This window comes from Cellulophaga baltica 18 (assembly GCF_000468615.2).
In the GTDB taxonomy this organism is placed as follows: domain Bacteria; phylum Bacteroidota; class Bacteroidia; order Flavobacteriales; family Flavobacteriaceae; genus Cellulophaga; species Cellulophaga baltica.
On sequence record NZ_CP009976.1, the window covers coordinates 946675 to 962349 of the forward strand.

Below are 15675 nucleotides of genomic sequence, written 5' to 3' on the forward strand. Positions count from 1 at the left end.
CTATGAATATCGCACTCAAAATTTGTATTGGATTCATTGCCTTCATACACATATATATTCTATGGTTTGAAATGTTTGCTTGGACTACCAAAGGAAGAAAAGTCTTTAGTAGTTTTCCAAAAGACTTATTTGAACCCACTAAAGCCATGGCTGCCAATCAAGGCTTATACAATGGCTTTTTAGCGGCTGGACTTCTATGGACTTTCTTTATAGATACCCTAGAATGGCAAAATAATATTGCCCTATTTTTCCTAAGTTGCGTGGCTATCGCTGGAATATATGGCACCGCAACCGTAGATAAAAAAATTATGTTTGTACAAACTATCCCTGCCCTTATTGGTATAATTTTAGTGTTTCTCCAATAACATTTTTGTAAGATAATATTTGTAACTTTGAAACAAATGTAACAAAACACGTATAAAAAGTTATAAAATGTCAAAAATAGCAGAAAACTTTGGAATTGATACTGCCCTGAAGACCTTAGGTATTTCAGATAGTAATTTAGGAACCTCAACAGGATCAGAATTTTTTAGCTCAGGCGAAGAGATTTCTTCTTACTCCCCAGTTGATGGTCTATTAATTGCTAAAGTAACCACAACCACAAAAGCAGATTACGATAAAGTGATGGATGCTACTACTAAAGCATTTGTAACTTGGAGAACGATGCCAGCTCCACAAAGAGGGGAAATTGTAAGACAATTTGGTGATAAATTGAGAGAGAAAAAAGAAGCCTTAGGAAAATTGGTTTCTTATGAAATGGGAAAATCATACCAAGAAGGGCTAGGTGAGGTTCAAGAAATGATAGATATCTGTGATTTTGCTGTTGGATTGTCAAGACAACTACACGGACTTACCATGCACTCTGAACGTCCAGGACATAGAATGTATGAGCAGTATCACCCTTTAGGAGTAGTTGGTATTATCTCAGCTTTTAATTTTCCTGTTGCTGTTTGGGCATGGAATACTGCTTTAGCATGGATTTGTGGTGATGTTTGTGTTTGGAAACCATCAGAAAAAACACCCTTATGTGGTGTAGCTTGCCAAAATATTGCGGCCGAAGTTCTGAAAGCAAACAACTTACCTGAAGGTATTTCTTGCTTGATAAATGGCGACCATAAGGTAGGAGAGTATATGACTAGCGATGTTAGAATACCATTAATTTCGGCTACAGGATCTACAAGAATGGGCAAAATTGTTGCTCAAACTGTTGCTGGCCGTTTAGGAAAGTCCTTATTGGAATTAGGCGGAAACAATGCCATCATTGTGACACCAGACGCAGATATTAAAATGACGGTTATTGGCGCGGTCTTTGGTGCCGTAGGTACCGCAGGACAACGTTGCACCTCTACAAGACGTTTAATTATCCACGAATCTGTTTATGATACCGTAAAAGATGCTGTAGTAAAAGCATACGGACAATTACGTATTGGTAATCCATTAGATGAAAACAATCATGTGGGCCCCATTATAGATACGGATGCTGTGAAAATGTACGAAGCTGCATTGGCGAAAGTAAAAGCAGAGGGTGGTACTATTGTAGTTGAAGGTGGCGTACTTTCTGGTGAAGGTTATGAATCTGGATGCTATGTAAAACCAGCCATTGCAGAAGCTAAAAATAATTTTGAAATTGTTCAGCATGAAACTTTTGCTCCTATTCTATATTTACTAAAATACACCGGAGATATTCATGATGCTTTAAAACTTCAAAACGGAGTTGCTCAAGGCTTATCTTCTGCGGTAATGACCAACAATTTACGTGAAGCAGAAGCTTTCTTATCTGTACAAGGATCTGATTGCGGTATAGCAAATGTAAACATTGGTACTTCTGGTGCCGAAATTGGTGGTGCTTTTGGAGGAGAAAAAGAAACTGGCGGAGGACGTGAGTCTGGATCAGATGCTTGGAAAGTTTATATGCGTAGACAAACAAACACCATAAATTATACAACAGAGCTCCCTCTTGCTCAAGGAATCAAATTTGATCTTTAAGTTATAAAAAAGCCACATAATATCTTATTACATATTACGTGGCTTACAACTAACTAATCAAAAAAGTTTAAAGCAATTTTTATTTTTATAAAAACTGCTTCTTTTTATAAAAACCCTTATTTCAATGCCGGAACTTTGTCGGGAGAAATAAGGGTTTCTTTTTTACAGTTCTAATATCTAAAATTAAGTTTAAAAACACGCCTATTTTCGTACAGATGGTAGGAAAAACTGTATAGTTTGATGATTTTTAACTTCCTACTTCCGCAACATAATTTAACATTCACAATTAGTTATCTGTTTGATAATGAATATTTAATATAGAAAAATTTAACATTTTAAGGTTTTTTTTAATACTTTGGTGTAGTTAACCCTAAATAACCATTAACAATGACAAAAAAAACCTTTTACCTCTTAGGAATAATCATTACCATTCTACTAGGCACCTATTTCTTTATGACCTGTTGTAGCTGTTGTGAAGAAACCACAGAAATTACAGAAACTAAAGTTGCAGAAGAAAGCCTGCCAGAAGCAACGGCATATCCTTTTAAATTTTCGGATGGGTCTTTTTCTTATGAGACCAATGATAATTTTAATTTCAACAGATCTTCCTCTTCCATTTTAATGCCTTTATCAGCAAAAGTAACGGAAGGCATTAACGGAATTAAATCTTATTTAGGAGAAAATGCAAGTAAAGTATTTGACATTACAGGCTTTTATACTAGCGATGAAGCCAATAAATCTGCTTTTCCAAATCTAGGTATCGCCAGAGCAAATGCCATTAAAAATCATTTGGTCGCACAAGGGATACCTTCATCTTCCTTAAATATTTTAGGAGCACTGAAAGAAGACATGATAAGCTCTTCTGAAAACGTATTTCTAGGCCCTGTAAGCTACGCTTTCTCCAATGAGCACGAAGACCTAGAAGACGAGATGAAAGCGCTCTATGACAAGATTAAAGCAGACCCATTAGTACTTTACTTCAATACTGGCGAAGCCTCTATAAACCTTACCGCTGATGAACGTCAAAAAATTGCAGACATTTCTAAATATCTTGATAAGGTAGCAGGAGCCAATTGCAGTGTTGTTGGACATACCGACAGTCAAGGAAATAGAATTACAAATATTGGCTTAGGACAAGAACGCGCAGACTTCGCAAAGCAATACCTCAGTGATAACGGTATTGAGGCTTCAAAAATCATAGCTACCTCAAAAGGGCCAGATAGTCCAATTGCTACCAATGATACCGAAGAAGGTCGCAGTCAAAACAGAAGAACGGTCATCACCTTAAACTAAATAATCACCTAAACAATAAATACATATTAAAATGAATTTTGAAAACTTAAATATTTGGTGTTGGATCATCCCAGCTTTAGTCGGAATTATTTGTGCAATCTTAGGGTATCTTCTAGGGAAATCTGGGAATACTACCATTGATAATTCTGCAGATTTGAACATGTGTGAAGAAAAAAATGCACGCTTAAAAGCAGATTTATATGCCTGTCAGCAGAAATTAAATGCGAAACCCGTAGCACCTGCTCCTGTTTCCAACTTTGCAGCACCTGAACCACCTGCCGCTGTTGCTCCCATAACCCCAGTAACTCCTGTGACACCTGTAATACCAGCAATTGCATTTGATGCCGCAGCAGCAAAAGCAGCTTTTGGCAAAACAATTAAACAAGACGACTTAAAATTAGTAGAAGGAATTGGGCCGAAAATTGAATCTATGTTTAAAGAAAGTGGCATTAAAACATGGAAAGCATTATCTGACGCATCTGTTGCTGATTGTCAAAAAGTTCTTGATGGCGGAGGTAATAGATATAAAATTCATGATCCTGCCTCATGGCCTATGCAAGCAAAAATGTGTTATGAGGGTAAATGGACTGAATTAACCAAATGGCAAGACGAACATAAGCATGGTAAGTTGTAATTCTATACAAACTACTTTAAATAATAAAGGCGATATTAAAATATCGCCTTTATTGCTTTTATAACCTTCCGTTAGCATCAACCCACTTAAAATGGTACTGATCTTCTGGAAATTTCATTCTCGTTGCTATACGTTCCAATCTATCTGGTAATTTCATTAAATAATCTCTAGCACGCTCACCATCGTCATTCAAAGCACGAATATTACCTAACTCCCAGTAAGCATTTAATTTCTTAAGAATATCAATATAATCTAATGCCGTATACACTCCTAAACGTTGTGCACAATTAGAAAAATTCTCAAATGCGGAACCAATTGTACCACCAGACTCACGTAAAAAGTGCGCAGGCATTACAATTTTCTTTTTCATCATATCGGCAAACGCCAACATCATTTGATTTGGATCATGCTCAAAAATAGATTTTACGAACTCCCTATAAGCCAAGTGATGACGCATCTCATCTCCCGCAATGATCGTACACATTTTACCTAATAAAACATTACCTTTCTTCTTAGCCATCTGCCCAACACGCTTATGCGAAATATTGGTAGCTAACTCTTGAAAAGAAGTATATATAAAGTTTTTATAAGGATCTCTATCGGTACCTATATCAAAACCATCTGCAATTAAATGCTGTGTAGTAATCTCTACCTCACGCATATTAACTCTTCCAGATAGATATAAATATTTGTTTAAAACGTCTCCATGGCGGTTTTCTTCCGCAGTCCAATGGCGTACCCATTTAGACCAACCATTTTTGTTTTCACCATGCTGATCTACACCTTCAACATCCATCAACCAAGATTCATAGGTTGGCAACGCTTCTTCTGTAACGGTATCTGCAACCATGGTAACCCAAAAGTCGTACCCTAGCTCTTTAGACTCTTCTTGTATTTGCTTTACAGCATCAAGAAATCCATCGCTTTGCGGATCTGGCAAAAAATCTGTTGGTTGCCAAATGTCTTGAATTGGGATTAAGTACTGATCAATAAAACCATTAACTTTTTCCTCAATCGCCCGCATTACTTCTATTCTAATATTTTGTGCTGACATATTCTGTTTTTTTCAAAGTTCGTAATAATACTTATAATTAGGTTATAATCTTTTTATATTTTAGGCAATCAATTTCTCCCTTTTTCATCGGGGTAAAATGTATAAACAGGATCACTTTGCCATACTTGTTTTGTTTCAATATCAATAACAGAAAGAGGACCTTTAAATGCCGCTCCAGTATCTACATTCCACACATTCGCTGCGTTCTGTGGTGTAGTTTTACCTATTCTTGTTACCGGTGTGTGCCCTATGAAAATTTCTGAATAATGAATTAACCGTTGAGGGTAATACTCATGATCTGGCGTTAAATTAGGATTTAACGAAAGTACTAATTCCCACAATGTTCTATCCCAGTAAAAAGTTTTTGAAAAATATTCAAAATCTACTCCCTTTAAGTTAGTGAATCCTGCGTGAAGAAACAAACGCTTATCTTCATCTAAGTAATAGTCTTCCAATGTATTAAAAAAATCAATATGCAATTCTTTAGACCGCTTGTCTAATTTTGCATAAGAATTTGCGGTAGCCTCACCACCATGTTGGTACCACGTAGGATTATCTTTTCCTTCTGTTAACCAAGATTTACACAATTCATCATGGTTGCCCCGGATAAAAATACAATTATGTGTTTTCTTTAAACCTATCAAGTAATTTATGGTTTCCGTTGCTTGGCTCCAACCATCCACATAGTCTCCCAAAAAAATCAATTGATCTTCTGTGGTCACTTCTGCTTTTGCTAAAACTTGCTCTAATGCTTTTAATCCTGAATGGATATCTCCTATGGCTAATACTCTCATGATTGTGTAAAAATCGCAATAACTGCTATAATAATGATGATAAAAAGTACTAAAAAAAATATTTTCCAAAAAGAATAAGGCCTCACGCCACTAATGGCACCTGTTTGCCCGTTGACATAAAATTGATATTCTTTACCATTGTAGCTGTATGAGCTTATATAAACAGGTACTAAAATATGTTTAAAGGTTTCATCAGACAGTTTAATATCTGCATGATCTACCCTTTGTGTATCTCCGCCTATATCTCCACGAATCCAACTATAGGCAATATTTTTTGCTTCCTGAAAAGATTGATGGTGCCCTTCTTTTAAAGAAATAGTATATTTTTCGGTAACAAAACCAGACAAATATTTTGAATTAAACCCTACTAATTCCTTCAGGTTCCAATGTGCAATTTTGGCAGGAATATCTCTTCTCTTTTTTTGAGAAGCATTTATTAAAATATCATCCACAAAACCATTTACAGAACCAGATGCACTTGACCATCGCGTTTTACGCACTTGTCTGGTTTGTGTTCCGCTTTTTGTTTTGTAGCGTTGTGTTTCATAGTAATAGTCCCCTCTTTGTCCTTGATAGGTAGCATATAAATTGGCATCAAAAGTCCAATGAGGCACATACAAACCATGCAAGCCTTCTGCATCTAAGGCCGCTTTTTTTAATTTGTTTGGAGCAAACCAAAGGCCACTAACCCATGCTTTAAAAGTCGCTTTGGCTTTTTTAGCATCAATTTGAAAAGGCACTAATGCCCCGGGTAAAATCCACCCTTCTTTTACAACATCTTCTCGAATCAAAGGATCCCCACAATACACGCAATCTAAAGATTTGTAATTCTCTTCTACATGCTGATTGGCACCACAGTTTTTACAATGAAGTAATTCTATTGTTTCTGTATACGCATTGTCTCCAACTACTTTGAGATAATGCTGAAGCTCTAGCTCTTCAAAGCTACTTTTTGCTTGCTCTATAAATTCTTCATAACCACAATATTCACATTTTAGCTGATCAGAACCTGGCTTAAATTTAAGCTCCGCACCGCAGCTGGCACATGATTTCTTATGTTCACTTAAAAATGTTTCTTCCATGAATTACCATTAAACTGTACATTGGATTTATGGCACACCAACACTTATTTTTATTTAAATAGGATTATGAGACAGGAAGCGGTGGTGGTGTATTACCTCCTAAAAACGATTTAAGCTCTTCTATTTCTTGCAAAGCAGACCAATTGGCCATTCCTTGCTTCCAAACCAAAGAATCTTTATTTACCGTTCTATTTGCAAAAAGCTCTTTTAATTTCTCAAAAGGAACAGGCCCCATCTGCGCACCGTTTACAGCGTAATGATATAGTACTTGTACTGGCATAGGTGGTGGAACAGCTGCTTGCTGCATATTAGGATTACTCTGTTGTGTCATTTGCGGATTCATCATTCCACCCATTTGTTGTGCTAAAGCAAAGCCCATACCCATGCCCATTCCTGCGCCAGCGGTACCACCTTCATTTTTAGCAGCTTCCTCTATAGCTTTTGCCGTCTTGAACTGTGTAAGTTTGCCCATATCTAGTTTATCCAATCTAGAATATTCGAAGATTTCTTTTTTAAGCTCTTCGGGCATAGAAACGTTCTCGATATAGAATTTCTCTAATAGAATACCGACACGACCAAATTCTGGCTGCATAACCTCCTGGCAAGTTTCAGACAATTCTGAGGTATTTGCAGCATACAATTCTATAGGTAAATTAGCCTCTCCCACGGTATCTGTAAAACGAGTAACAATTAGGCTCTTTAAATGCTCATTGACTTCATAATTGGTAAAATTACCATCCGTACCTACCACATCTACTACAAATTTTCCTGCATCTTGTATGCGGAAGCTATATGTACCAAAAGCTCTAATTTCAGTTAATCCAAAACGATCATCATTTAAAATAATCGCATTTTTTGTACCCCACTTTTCATCTGTAAATAAATGTGTATTTACAAAATACACCTCTGCTTTAAACGGACTATCAAACCCATATTTCCACCCTTTCAAGGTTGTAAGCAATGGTAAATTTTGAGTATCTAAAGTATACGTACCTGGTTTAAAAACATCTGCCAATTGCCCTTCATTGACAAATACTGCTACTTGACCTTCACGAACAATTAATTTTGCCTGATTCTTTATTTCATTTTGATACCTTTCAAATCTATGTACAATAGTATCATCTGTAGTATCAAGCCACTCTATAATATCTATAAATTCGTGACTCAGTTTTTTCTTTATTTCGTCAAATAGTCCCATTTCGGTTTGTGTTTATTTATTTTTTATCAAGATACCTAATTCCTTAAAAAGCACCAATAGATGTAATTATTAATTATATTTTACTTTTCTCATTATTCGCAAAGATTCTTTTAAAGATTGATACACCTTCCCATTTATTTTTTTCAGAAGTGGCCTTGCACTTTCCATGAAATCTTTTGCTTCTTCAAATCCGTTTAAAAAGCAAATTAGATAGGTTGCTGGCAATAATTCTAGATCTTTAGTTTCTGATCGTGATAAGGCCATATTTTTCTCTAACTTCTGTAACAATACACCATTGGAATTATAAATATGATGCAACACCTTTTTATCATACTGCGGAGCCTCAAAAACCAATTGGCTTTGGATGGTATAGGTGCCATTCTCATGAAAGGTAATTTTCACCTTTTCTAAAGGATAGTATTTTTGTTGTTCTCCTAACCCCAATTGAACATACTCTACCGTATTGAAAGAATCCTCATCATAATGAATAGTAATTTCATCTAAGGCAGAATAAAAAAGTTTTACCTGCTCATTTATAAGCTCAATATCTACACGTGAATAATAGGTTTCATTTGCTACCTTTTTTTTATTGCCCGCCCAGCAAACTACAAATTGCTCTTTAAAGACTTTATAGCTACTGCTCAAATCCTTATGACGATGGTTTATAAAATCTATAACACCATCTAAAGTTAATTCGATATTATTTCTTGCATGCAACTCAATGGTAGCTACAGCCTCAGAATTCATATCTTTTAATTCAATATCGTAGGCCTTTGGCAAACTTATGCTCCCCTCTCTGAAGAACACAGAGCCTCCATAATATTTCCAGATATTTTTTCGGAGCGAACAGACTTTACCCGCAGACTTTATGGTCACCAAACCAACTACTTTTCCTTCTGGCAAATTAGGAAAAGGAATATTTTCATAGGATATTAATGGTGGCTGATCTAAATAGGCATTAACTAGGTTTTGAATTTTGCTGTCATCGAAAAAATCTACGCCAACAATTTTGTTATCCTCATCTTCTACCCCAATAACTATAAAAGAATTATTTTTAGGATTGCTATTTGCAAGGGCGCAAACATGTTTTAAAAACTTAGCCTTTCCCTCGCGCTCTCCAATACTTATAAAACGCTTTTTATCGTAAAAACTATTCTCGTCATTGTGTGCAAGAAGGTTTTTCACAAGCAAGCGTTTATTAATCATAAATTTTTATTTACAATTGTTGAGCTCGCCTGAGCTGTTGGCATCACAATTAAGTCAGCAATATTTACATGGTAAGGCCTGGTGACTACAAAATGAATAATATCTGCTATATCTTCTGGTTTTAAAGGTTGAAATCCTTTGTAGACGTTTTCTGCTTTATCTTCATCACCCTTGAACCGAACCTTACTAAATTCTGTTTCTACCAAACCAGGATTAACAGCACCTACCCTAATCCCGTAAGGGTTTAAGTCTATCAACATTCCCTTCGTGATGGCATCAACAGCATGTTTACTACCACAATACACATTGCCTTTAGGATACACTTCTTTGCCTGCTGTAGAACCTATATTAATTATATGTCCAGATTTCCTAGCGATCATCTTAGGAATAACAGCCTTAGAAACATAGAGTAATCCTTTTACATTAATATCCAACATTGCGTCCCAATCCTCTGTATTTCCATCATCAATAGTATCTAAACCATGAGCATTCCCTGCGTTATTGATAAGAATATCAATATCAGTAAAGTCTGATGGCAAGGATTGTATTGCGGCAAAAACGCCTACTTTATCCCTCACATCAAAATTTAAGGTATGTACTTTTGTTTCTTTACCTAACTCTTGCTGCAAGGCATCTAAGCGCTCTTGTCTTCTACCACACAACACTAAATTAAATTTATTAGCAGCGAATAAAATAGCTGTAGATTTTCCTATTCCACTGGTTGCTCCGGTAATTAAAACTGTTTTATTCATGCTTATTTTTAAAAATTAATTATGCGACTTCCTTTCCTTGACTTGCCTCTAATAGTAAGAACCAATCTTGTAATTCTAAATTTATTTCAACAGCGGCTACAGATTCAGACAAGCGTTCAAAATTAGTAGTGCCCACTACAGGAAGTACTGATGCTGGATGTTTCAACAACCAGGCTAAGAGTAGCTGACTCTCTGAGGCATTATATTTTTCCGTAAGTGTTTTAAGCACTAAGGCTATACGTTCTGATTTTGCGCTATGTTCCCTGAAATAACTCCCTAAAGGACTCCAACACATGGTCATCCGTTTATGCAACATGCAATCATCTAGCGTACCGTTATCCATAACATCATTCTGAGTTAAAGAGAATTCTATTTGATTTGAAGACACGGTTATTTCTGATTCTAGCAAGCCTATTTGAGAAGGTGTAAAATTAGATACACCGAATTTTTTAATTTTTCCTGAATCTTTAAGACTCAATATAGCTTCTGCAACCTCCTCTTGTTGTAAAAGCGGACTTGGCCTATGCAACAATAACATATCTAAATATTCTGTATTAAGCTTTTTTAAGGATGCTTCTGTAGATGAAATAATGTAATCTTTATCGTATTGATAATGCTTTACATTATTTTCCCTTCCTGAGGTCATTTGAATTCCACACTTACTTATAAACTGCACTTTAGACCTATCAATAGTACTGGCTTTAAATGCTTTTCCAAAAGCTGCTTCCGTTCCGTAATCCCCATAAATATCTGCGTGATCAAATGTAGTTATTCCCAGCGCCAGACATTTCTCCATTAATACCACCATTTCTTCCGTAGAAAGTTGTTTTCCCCAACTTCCCCAAGTCATGGTTCCTGCTATAATTTTCGAATAATTTGTCTTATTTCCCATCAGAATGTGAAATTAAAAAATAAATACCTTAAAGCCTTCATAAAACTTAGGGCTTTTGTTAATTTTTAACCAATTGTTAACAGCGGATATCTAAATAAATTTTCAATTTGCGTATCTATTTATTAGCTTGTCCAAATATATAATGCATATGGAAGAAAATACTTCAATCGATATTAGTGCTATCAACGAGAAAATTGCGCAAGAAAGTGCTTTTATAGATTTATTAATGCTGGAGATGAACAAGGTTATTGTTGGTCAAAAGTATATGGTTGAAAGATTGCTAATTGGGCTTTTAGGTCAAGGACACATTTTACTAGAAGGTGTTCCTGGATTAGCAAAAACTTTAGCGATTAACACCTTAGCGAAAGCAGTAAAAGGTAGTTTTAGTAGAATACAGTTTACACCAGATTTATTACCTGCAGATGTTGTTGGTACTATGATTTTTAATATGAAAGACAATGATTTTTCTATTAAAAAAGGTCCTATTTTCGCCAACTTTGTTTTAGCAGATGAAATTAACCGTGCACCTGCAAAAGTGCAATCGGCTCTTTTAGAAGCGATGCAAGAAAAGCAGGTAACCATTGGTGATCAAACCTTTGTATTAGACAAACCATTTTTAGTAATGGCAACACAAAACCCCGTAGAGCAAGAAGGAACTTACCCGTTACCAGAAGCCCAAGTTGACCGTTTTATGTTGAAAACAGTAATTGATTATCCTAAAATGAATGAGGAGCAATTAATTATGCGTCAAAATCTAACAGGAAGCTATGAAACGGTAAATGCGGTAGTAACTACAGAACAAATTCTTAGCGCTCAAAAAGCGGTAAGAGAAGTGTATATGGATGAAAAGATTGAAAAATATATCTTGGATATCATATTTGCTACACGTTACCCAGAAAAATATAAGTTAGAAGATTTAAAACCATTAATCAGTTTTGGAGCCTCTCCAAGAGGGAGTATCAATTTAGCAAATGCTGCTAAATGTTACGCTTTCATAAAAAGAAGAGGATATGTTGTTCCTGAAGATGTTAGAGCTGTGGTACATGATGTTTTAAGACACAGAATTGGAATTACTTACGAAGCGGAAGCAGAAAATATAACTTCAGTAGATATCATTAACAAAATTGTAAATGAAATAGAGGTTCCTTAAATCTCATCCTAAAATCCTTCCCATCAGGAAGTATTTTACTAGGGGTACTAAAAATTTAAGTTTTTAAAAGACCTTTCTCCTCTGGAGAAAGGGTAGAGAGAGGAAAATGGATACCAAAGAGTTATTAAAAAAAGTTCGTAAAATCGAGATAAAGACGCGTCGACTTTCTGACCATATTTTTGGAGGGGAATACCACTCCACATTTAAAGGTAGAGGGATGACATTTAGCGAGGTACGTCAATACCAATTTGGTGATGATGTGCGCGCTATTGATTGGAACGTAACGGCAAGATATAACGAACCCTACATTAAAGTTTTTGAAGAAGAAAGAGAACTCACCATGATGCTTATGGTAGATGTGAGTGGTTCCGAACTTTTTGGCTCTTCTAATCAATTTAAAAACGAAATAATTACAGAAATATCTGCTACCCTTGCATTTTCTGCTTTACAGAATAATGATAAAGTGGGATTAATATTATTCTCAGACCAAATAGAACTGTTTATTCCGCCTAAAAAAGGAAAGAGTCATGTGCTGAGAATTATCAGAGAGCTTATTGAATTTAAACCTAAAAGCAATAAGACAGATCTAGCGGTTGCTCTGAAGTATTTGACCAATGTAATGAAGAAGAAAGCCATTGTTTTTGTTCTTTCTGATTTTATTACAGACGATTACTTACAAACTTTACGTATTACCGGTAAAAAGCATGATGTTACAGGAATTCGCATTTATGATGAACGCGAAGAAACCATCCCTAACATTGGAATGGTACAAATGGAAGATGCAGAAACTGGCCAGTTACAATTAGTAAACACACAATCTAAAAAGGTGCGCCTTAATTATGGTAAATATTACCAAGAGCGCATCTCTTATTTTCAGACTACATTTTCAAAATCTGGTTGCGGTGTTCTTGCATGTCGTGTAGATGAAAGCTATGTCAAAAAACTATTAGGTTATTTTAAGCGAAGAGGATAAAAATGATAAAACATAATACCATACTTATTTCTTACTTTTCGTTACACAAGCGATACATATTACTGTGCCTACTTTTTGTAAGCGCATTTGGCTTTGCACAGTCAGACTCAAAAGTAACTTCTGTTGTTGATATAAAAGATATTAAAATTGGAGAGCAAATAAACTTCACGGTAAATGTGAGTGTAGATAAAGTAGACCAGGTAACATTTCCTGAAGAGGCACAATCCTTTGCTCCTCTAGAAATGGTAGAGTCTTTTGCCATAGATACCATTCCAGAAAATGGGAAGCTTACTTTAATAAAGAAATACGCATTAACACAATTTGATTCTGGTTCTTATACGCTTCCGCCTCAAAAGATCATCATTAACGAAAAAATGTTTACTACAGATTCTGTAAACATTTACGTAAACACTGTGCCTGTAGACACCATAGCGCAACAACTTTTTGACATTAAGGATATGATTAATGTTGAAAAGAAAAGCAGTTTTCCTTGGTTTTGGATTTTTGCAATCATAGCAGGTCTATTAATCCTTGCAGGATTACTGTATTTCTTCATTTGGAGAAAAAAGAAATTGACAGAGGAAGAGAAAGTTGCTTTATTACCGCCCTACGATAGAGCGATGCTTGAACTTAAAAAGTTAGAAAACTCTAAATACTTAATTCAGGATGAATACAAGCAATACTATTCAGAACTAACAGATATTGTTCGTTCTTATCTTGAAGAAGACGTTCATATTTCTGCATTGGAAAGTACTACTGACCAGTTGATAAACAAGCTAGAAATGCTTAAAGATGCTGGAAACTTAAAATTAGATGAAGAAACTATTCGTCAGTTTAAAAATATTCTACAAACATCAGATTTAGTGAAATTCGCTAAGTCTAAGCCAGATACCTCTGTAGCTGAGCAAGACAGAAAGGCTATTGAAAATATCGTTACAAAGACTAAAGATGCTATTCCCCCGCCTACAGAAGAAGAATTGTTGCAGCGTGAGGAATATCTAGAAGAATTAGCACGCAAAAAACACCGCAATAAAATTATTATTACAGCAGTTATTGCTGCCGCTGTGGTTATAATTTCTATAGTAAGTGCGGTGAGTTATTTTGGATTTAGCTACGTAAAAGATACGGTGTTAGGACACCCGACAAAAGAGCTTTTAGAAACAGAATGGATCTCGAGCACCTATGGATATCCTCCTATCACCATAGAAACTCCTAAAGTTTTAATACGACAAGAGTTTGAGCTTACCCCAGAATTAAAAGCGGATATAAAAGAGGTACAAGTCTTTATGTACAGAAGTTCTATTGGACTCTTTAGCGTTGGTGTATCTTCCACAACCTTTACAAAGCCCGTAGAGCCAAATATGGAGCTCTCTGTAAATGCTGTAATTCAGCAATTTGAAGCACAAGGAGCAAAAAATATTATAACCAAAACTGAAGAATTTACCACAGCAAGCGCTGTAAAAGGATTAAAAACATATGGTTCTGGGAAGTTTTCAGTTCCAGGATCTGATGAATTGGTTAATGGAAAATATACGATTATAACATTTGGTGGTAAAGGTTTTCAACAGCAAATAATACTTACTTGGTTAGAAGAAGACACTTATGCCAATGATGTAGTAGCCCGTATTTTATCAACCATAGATGTAAAAACAGAATAATAAATGCTTGAGAATATAGAATTTGCTAATCCACAATTTTTTTGGTTGTTTTTACCACTTCCAGTAGCTGTGCTTTGGTATTTTTTTAAGCGTAGACAAGAAACAGCTTCCTTAAAAATTTCGACGATAAAAGGATTTGCTTCCGATAGTTTACTACCCAAATTAAAGCCTTTTCTTTTTGTACTTCGTGTACTAGCCTTAGCCGCAATTATTGTAGCTATGGCACGACCACAAACAGAAGATATTTCTACAAAAACAAAAACAACTAAAGGTATAGATATTGTAATGGCTATTGATGTTTCTTCTAGTATGCTAGCTAGAGATTTAAAACCAAACCGTTTGGCATCCTTAAAAAAAGTAGCTGCAGATTTTATCAAAAAAAGACCTAATGACCGTATAGGATTAGTAGTATATGCTGGAGAAAGCTATACCAAAACACCTATAACAAGTGATAAAGGCATTGTCTTAAATGCGCTCAAAGAAATTACCTATGGTAGTTTAGAAGATGGTACGGCTATAGGTATGGGGCTTGCTACTTCTGTAAATAGGCTAAAAGAAAGTAAAGCCTTAAGCAAAGTCATTATCCTACTTACCGATGGGATCAATAATTCCGGTTTTATAGAACCACAAACTGCGGCAGAGTTAGCGGTAGAATATGACATAAAAACCTATACCATTGGATTAGGTACTAATGGAAACGCATTATCTCCTATCGCCATTAATAGTGACGGGTCTTTTAGATATGGTATGAAACCAGTAGAGATAGATGAAGCATTATTAGAGCAGATAGCAGAAACAACAGGCGGCGCTTATTTTAGAGCCACCAATAATAAAAGTTTAGCATCTATTTACGATGAGATAAACAAATTAGAAAAAACAGAAATAGAAGAGTTTAAATACACACAATTTGAAGAGAAATATAGGCCTTGGTTATTTTTAGCAGGTATTTTATTACTCGTAGAGTGGTTATTAAGACACACCCTATTTAAGAGCTTTATATAAG

15 protein-coding genes are annotated in these 15675 nt (G+C 35.5%); 8 read left to right on the forward strand and 7 right to left on the reverse strand.

All coding sequences use genetic code 11. From position 1 onward, the window contains the following. Positions 1–2 precede the first annotated feature (2 nt). From M666_RS03890 to M666_RS03905, 4 genes are all read left to right on the forward strand, one after another. Complete coding sequence (locus M666_RS03890; protein ID WP_029447675.1) at positions 3–365, forward strand: DUF1304 domain-containing protein; 363 nt, start codon at positions 3–5, stop codon at positions 363–365. A gap of 67 nt (positions 366–432) precedes the next feature. Next, positions 433–1986 (forward strand): L-piperidine-6-carboxylate dehydrogenase, encoded by a 1554-nt coding sequence (gene amaB, locus M666_RS03895; protein ID WP_029447674.1) that lies wholly within the window; start codon positions 433–435, stop codon positions 1984–1986. Between the two features lie 387 nt (positions 1987–2373). Further along, a complete protein-coding gene (locus M666_RS03900; protein WP_029447673.1) occupies positions 2374–3279 on the forward strand; it encodes an OmpA family protein in 906 nt (301 codons plus the stop codon). A 31-nt stretch (positions 3280–3310) separates the two neighbouring features. Further along, positions 3311–3913: a helix-hairpin-helix domain-containing protein gene (locus M666_RS03905; protein WP_029447672.1), complete on the forward strand. Its 603-nt coding sequence runs from the start codon at positions 3311–3313 to the stop codon at positions 3911–3913. Positions 3914–3971: 58 nt separating this feature from the next. Here the strand turns inward: M666_RS03905 and M666_RS03910 are convergent, their stop codons facing one another. From M666_RS03910 to M666_RS03940, 7 genes are all read right to left on the reverse strand, one after another. After that, on the reverse strand, positions 3972–4967 hold the full coding sequence (locus M666_RS03910; RefSeq protein ID WP_024482595.1) for an acyl-ACP desaturase: 996 nt from the start codon (positions 4965–4967) through the stop codon (positions 3972–3974). A gap of 68 nt (positions 4968–5035) precedes the next feature. After that, positions 5036–5761, reverse strand: a complete 726-nt coding sequence (locus M666_RS03915; RefSeq protein WP_029447671.1) for a metallophosphoesterase family protein — start codon at positions 5759–5761, stop codon at positions 5036–5038. Continuing rightward, positions 5758–6843 carry a TFIIB-type zinc ribbon-containing protein gene (locus tag M666_RS03920; RefSeq protein ID WP_024482593.1) on the reverse strand — a complete coding sequence of 362 codons (1086 nt, stop codon included), beginning with the start codon at positions 6841–6843 and terminating at the stop codon, positions 5758–5760. The genes M666_RS03915 and M666_RS03920 overlap by 4 nt, the downstream gene beginning before the upstream one ends. A 64-nt stretch (positions 6844–6907) precedes the next feature. After that, positions 6908–8041 (reverse strand): SPFH domain-containing protein, encoded by a 1134-nt coding sequence (locus M666_RS03925; RefSeq protein WP_029447670.1) that lies wholly within the window; start codon positions 8039–8041, stop codon positions 6908–6910. Positions 8042–8110: 69 nt separating this feature from the next. Next, entirely contained in the window at positions 8111–9247 is a 1137-nt protein-coding gene (locus tag M666_RS03930) for an ATP-binding protein (protein ID WP_029447669.1), read from the reverse strand. Beyond that, positions 9244–9999: an SDR family NAD(P)-dependent oxidoreductase gene (locus M666_RS03935; RefSeq protein ID WP_029447668.1), complete on the reverse strand. Its 756-nt coding sequence runs from the start codon at positions 9997–9999 to the stop codon at positions 9244–9246. The genes M666_RS03930 and M666_RS03935 overlap by 4 nt, the downstream gene beginning before the upstream one ends. 19 nt (positions 10000–10018) lie before the next feature. Continuing rightward, the gene (locus M666_RS03940) at positions 10019–10891 is read right to left on the reverse strand and encodes an aldo/keto reductase (protein ID WP_029447667.1); all 873 of its coding nucleotides are present in this window, start codon (positions 10889–10891) and stop codon (positions 10019–10021) included. 148 nt (positions 10892–11039) lie between these two features. Between M666_RS03940 and M666_RS03945 the strand changes: the two genes are divergently transcribed. From M666_RS03945 to M666_RS03960, 4 genes are all read left to right on the forward strand, one after another. Continuing rightward, positions 11040–12041, forward strand: a complete 1002-nt coding sequence (locus M666_RS03945; protein WP_024482588.1) for an AAA family ATPase — start codon at positions 11040–11042, stop codon at positions 12039–12041. A gap of 106 nt (positions 12042–12147) precedes the next feature. Further along, positions 12148–13014, forward strand: a complete 867-nt coding sequence (locus tag M666_RS03950; RefSeq protein ID WP_024482587.1) for a DUF58 domain-containing protein — start codon at positions 12148–12150, stop codon at positions 13012–13014. Between the two features lie 2 nt (positions 13015–13016). Continuing rightward, a complete protein-coding gene (locus M666_RS03955) occupies positions 13017–14672 on the forward strand; it encodes a hypothetical protein (protein WP_029447666.1) in 1656 nt (551 codons plus the stop codon). Positions 14673–14675: 3 nt separating this feature from the next. Then, the gene (locus M666_RS03960; RefSeq protein WP_029447665.1) at positions 14676–15674 is read left to right on the forward strand and encodes a vWA domain-containing protein; all 999 of its coding nucleotides are present in this window, start codon (positions 14676–14678) and stop codon (positions 15672–15674) included. Position 15675: the final 1 nt, after the last annotated feature.

Excerpts from the sequence above, each read along its gene's own strand:
- M666_RS03890 (WP_029447675.1), top strand. The coding sequence starts at position 3 with ATGAATATCGCACTCAAAATTTGTATTGGATTCATTGCCTTCATACAC.
- M666_RS03930 (WP_029447669.1), bottom strand. The coding sequence starts at position 9,247 with ATGATTAATAAACGCTTGCTTGTGAAAAACCTTCTTGCACACAATGAC.
- amaB (WP_029447674.1), top strand. The coding sequence starts at position 433 with ATGTCAAAAATAGCAGAAAACTTTGGAATTGATACTGCCCTGAAGACC.
- M666_RS03960 (WP_029447665.1), top strand. The coding sequence starts at position 14,676 with ATGCTTGAGAATATAGAATTTGCTAATCCACAATTTTTTTGGTTGTTT.
- M666_RS03935 (WP_029447668.1), bottom strand. The coding sequence starts at position 9,999 with ATGAATAAAACAGTTTTAATTACCGGAGCAACCAGTGGAATAGGAAAA.
- M666_RS03925 (WP_029447670.1), bottom strand. The coding sequence starts at position 8,041 with ATGGGACTATTTGACGAAATAAAGAAAAAACTGAGTCACGAATTTATA.
- M666_RS03940 (WP_029447667.1), bottom strand. The coding sequence starts at position 10,891 with ATGGGAAATAAGACAAATTATTCGAAAATTATAGCAGGAACCATGACT.
- M666_RS03955 (WP_029447666.1), top strand. The coding sequence starts at position 13,017 with ATGATAAAACATAATACCATACTTATTTCTTACTTTTCGTTACACAAG.
- M666_RS03945 (WP_024482588.1), top strand. The coding sequence starts at position 11,040 with ATGGAAGAAAATACTTCAATCGATATTAGTGCTATCAACGAGAAAATT.
- M666_RS03915 (WP_029447671.1), bottom strand. The coding sequence starts at position 5,761 with ATGAGAGTATTAGCCATAGGAGATATCCATTCAGGATTAAAAGCATTA.
- M666_RS03900 (WP_029447673.1), top strand. The coding sequence starts at position 2,374 with ATGACAAAAAAAACCTTTTACCTCTTAGGAATAATCATTACCATTCTA.
- M666_RS03920 (WP_024482593.1), bottom strand. The coding sequence starts at position 6,843 with ATGGAAGAAACATTTTTAAGTGAACATAAGAAATCATGTGCCAGCTGC.
- M666_RS03905 (WP_029447672.1), top strand. The coding sequence starts at position 3,311 with ATGAATTTTGAAAACTTAAATATTTGGTGTTGGATCATCCCAGCTTTA.
- M666_RS03910 (WP_024482595.1), bottom strand. The coding sequence starts at position 4,967 with ATGTCAGCACAAAATATTAGAATAGAAGTAATGCGGGCGATTGAGGAA.
- M666_RS03950 (WP_024482587.1), top strand. The coding sequence starts at position 12,148 with ATGGATACCAAAGAGTTATTAAAAAAAGTTCGTAAAATCGAGATAAAG.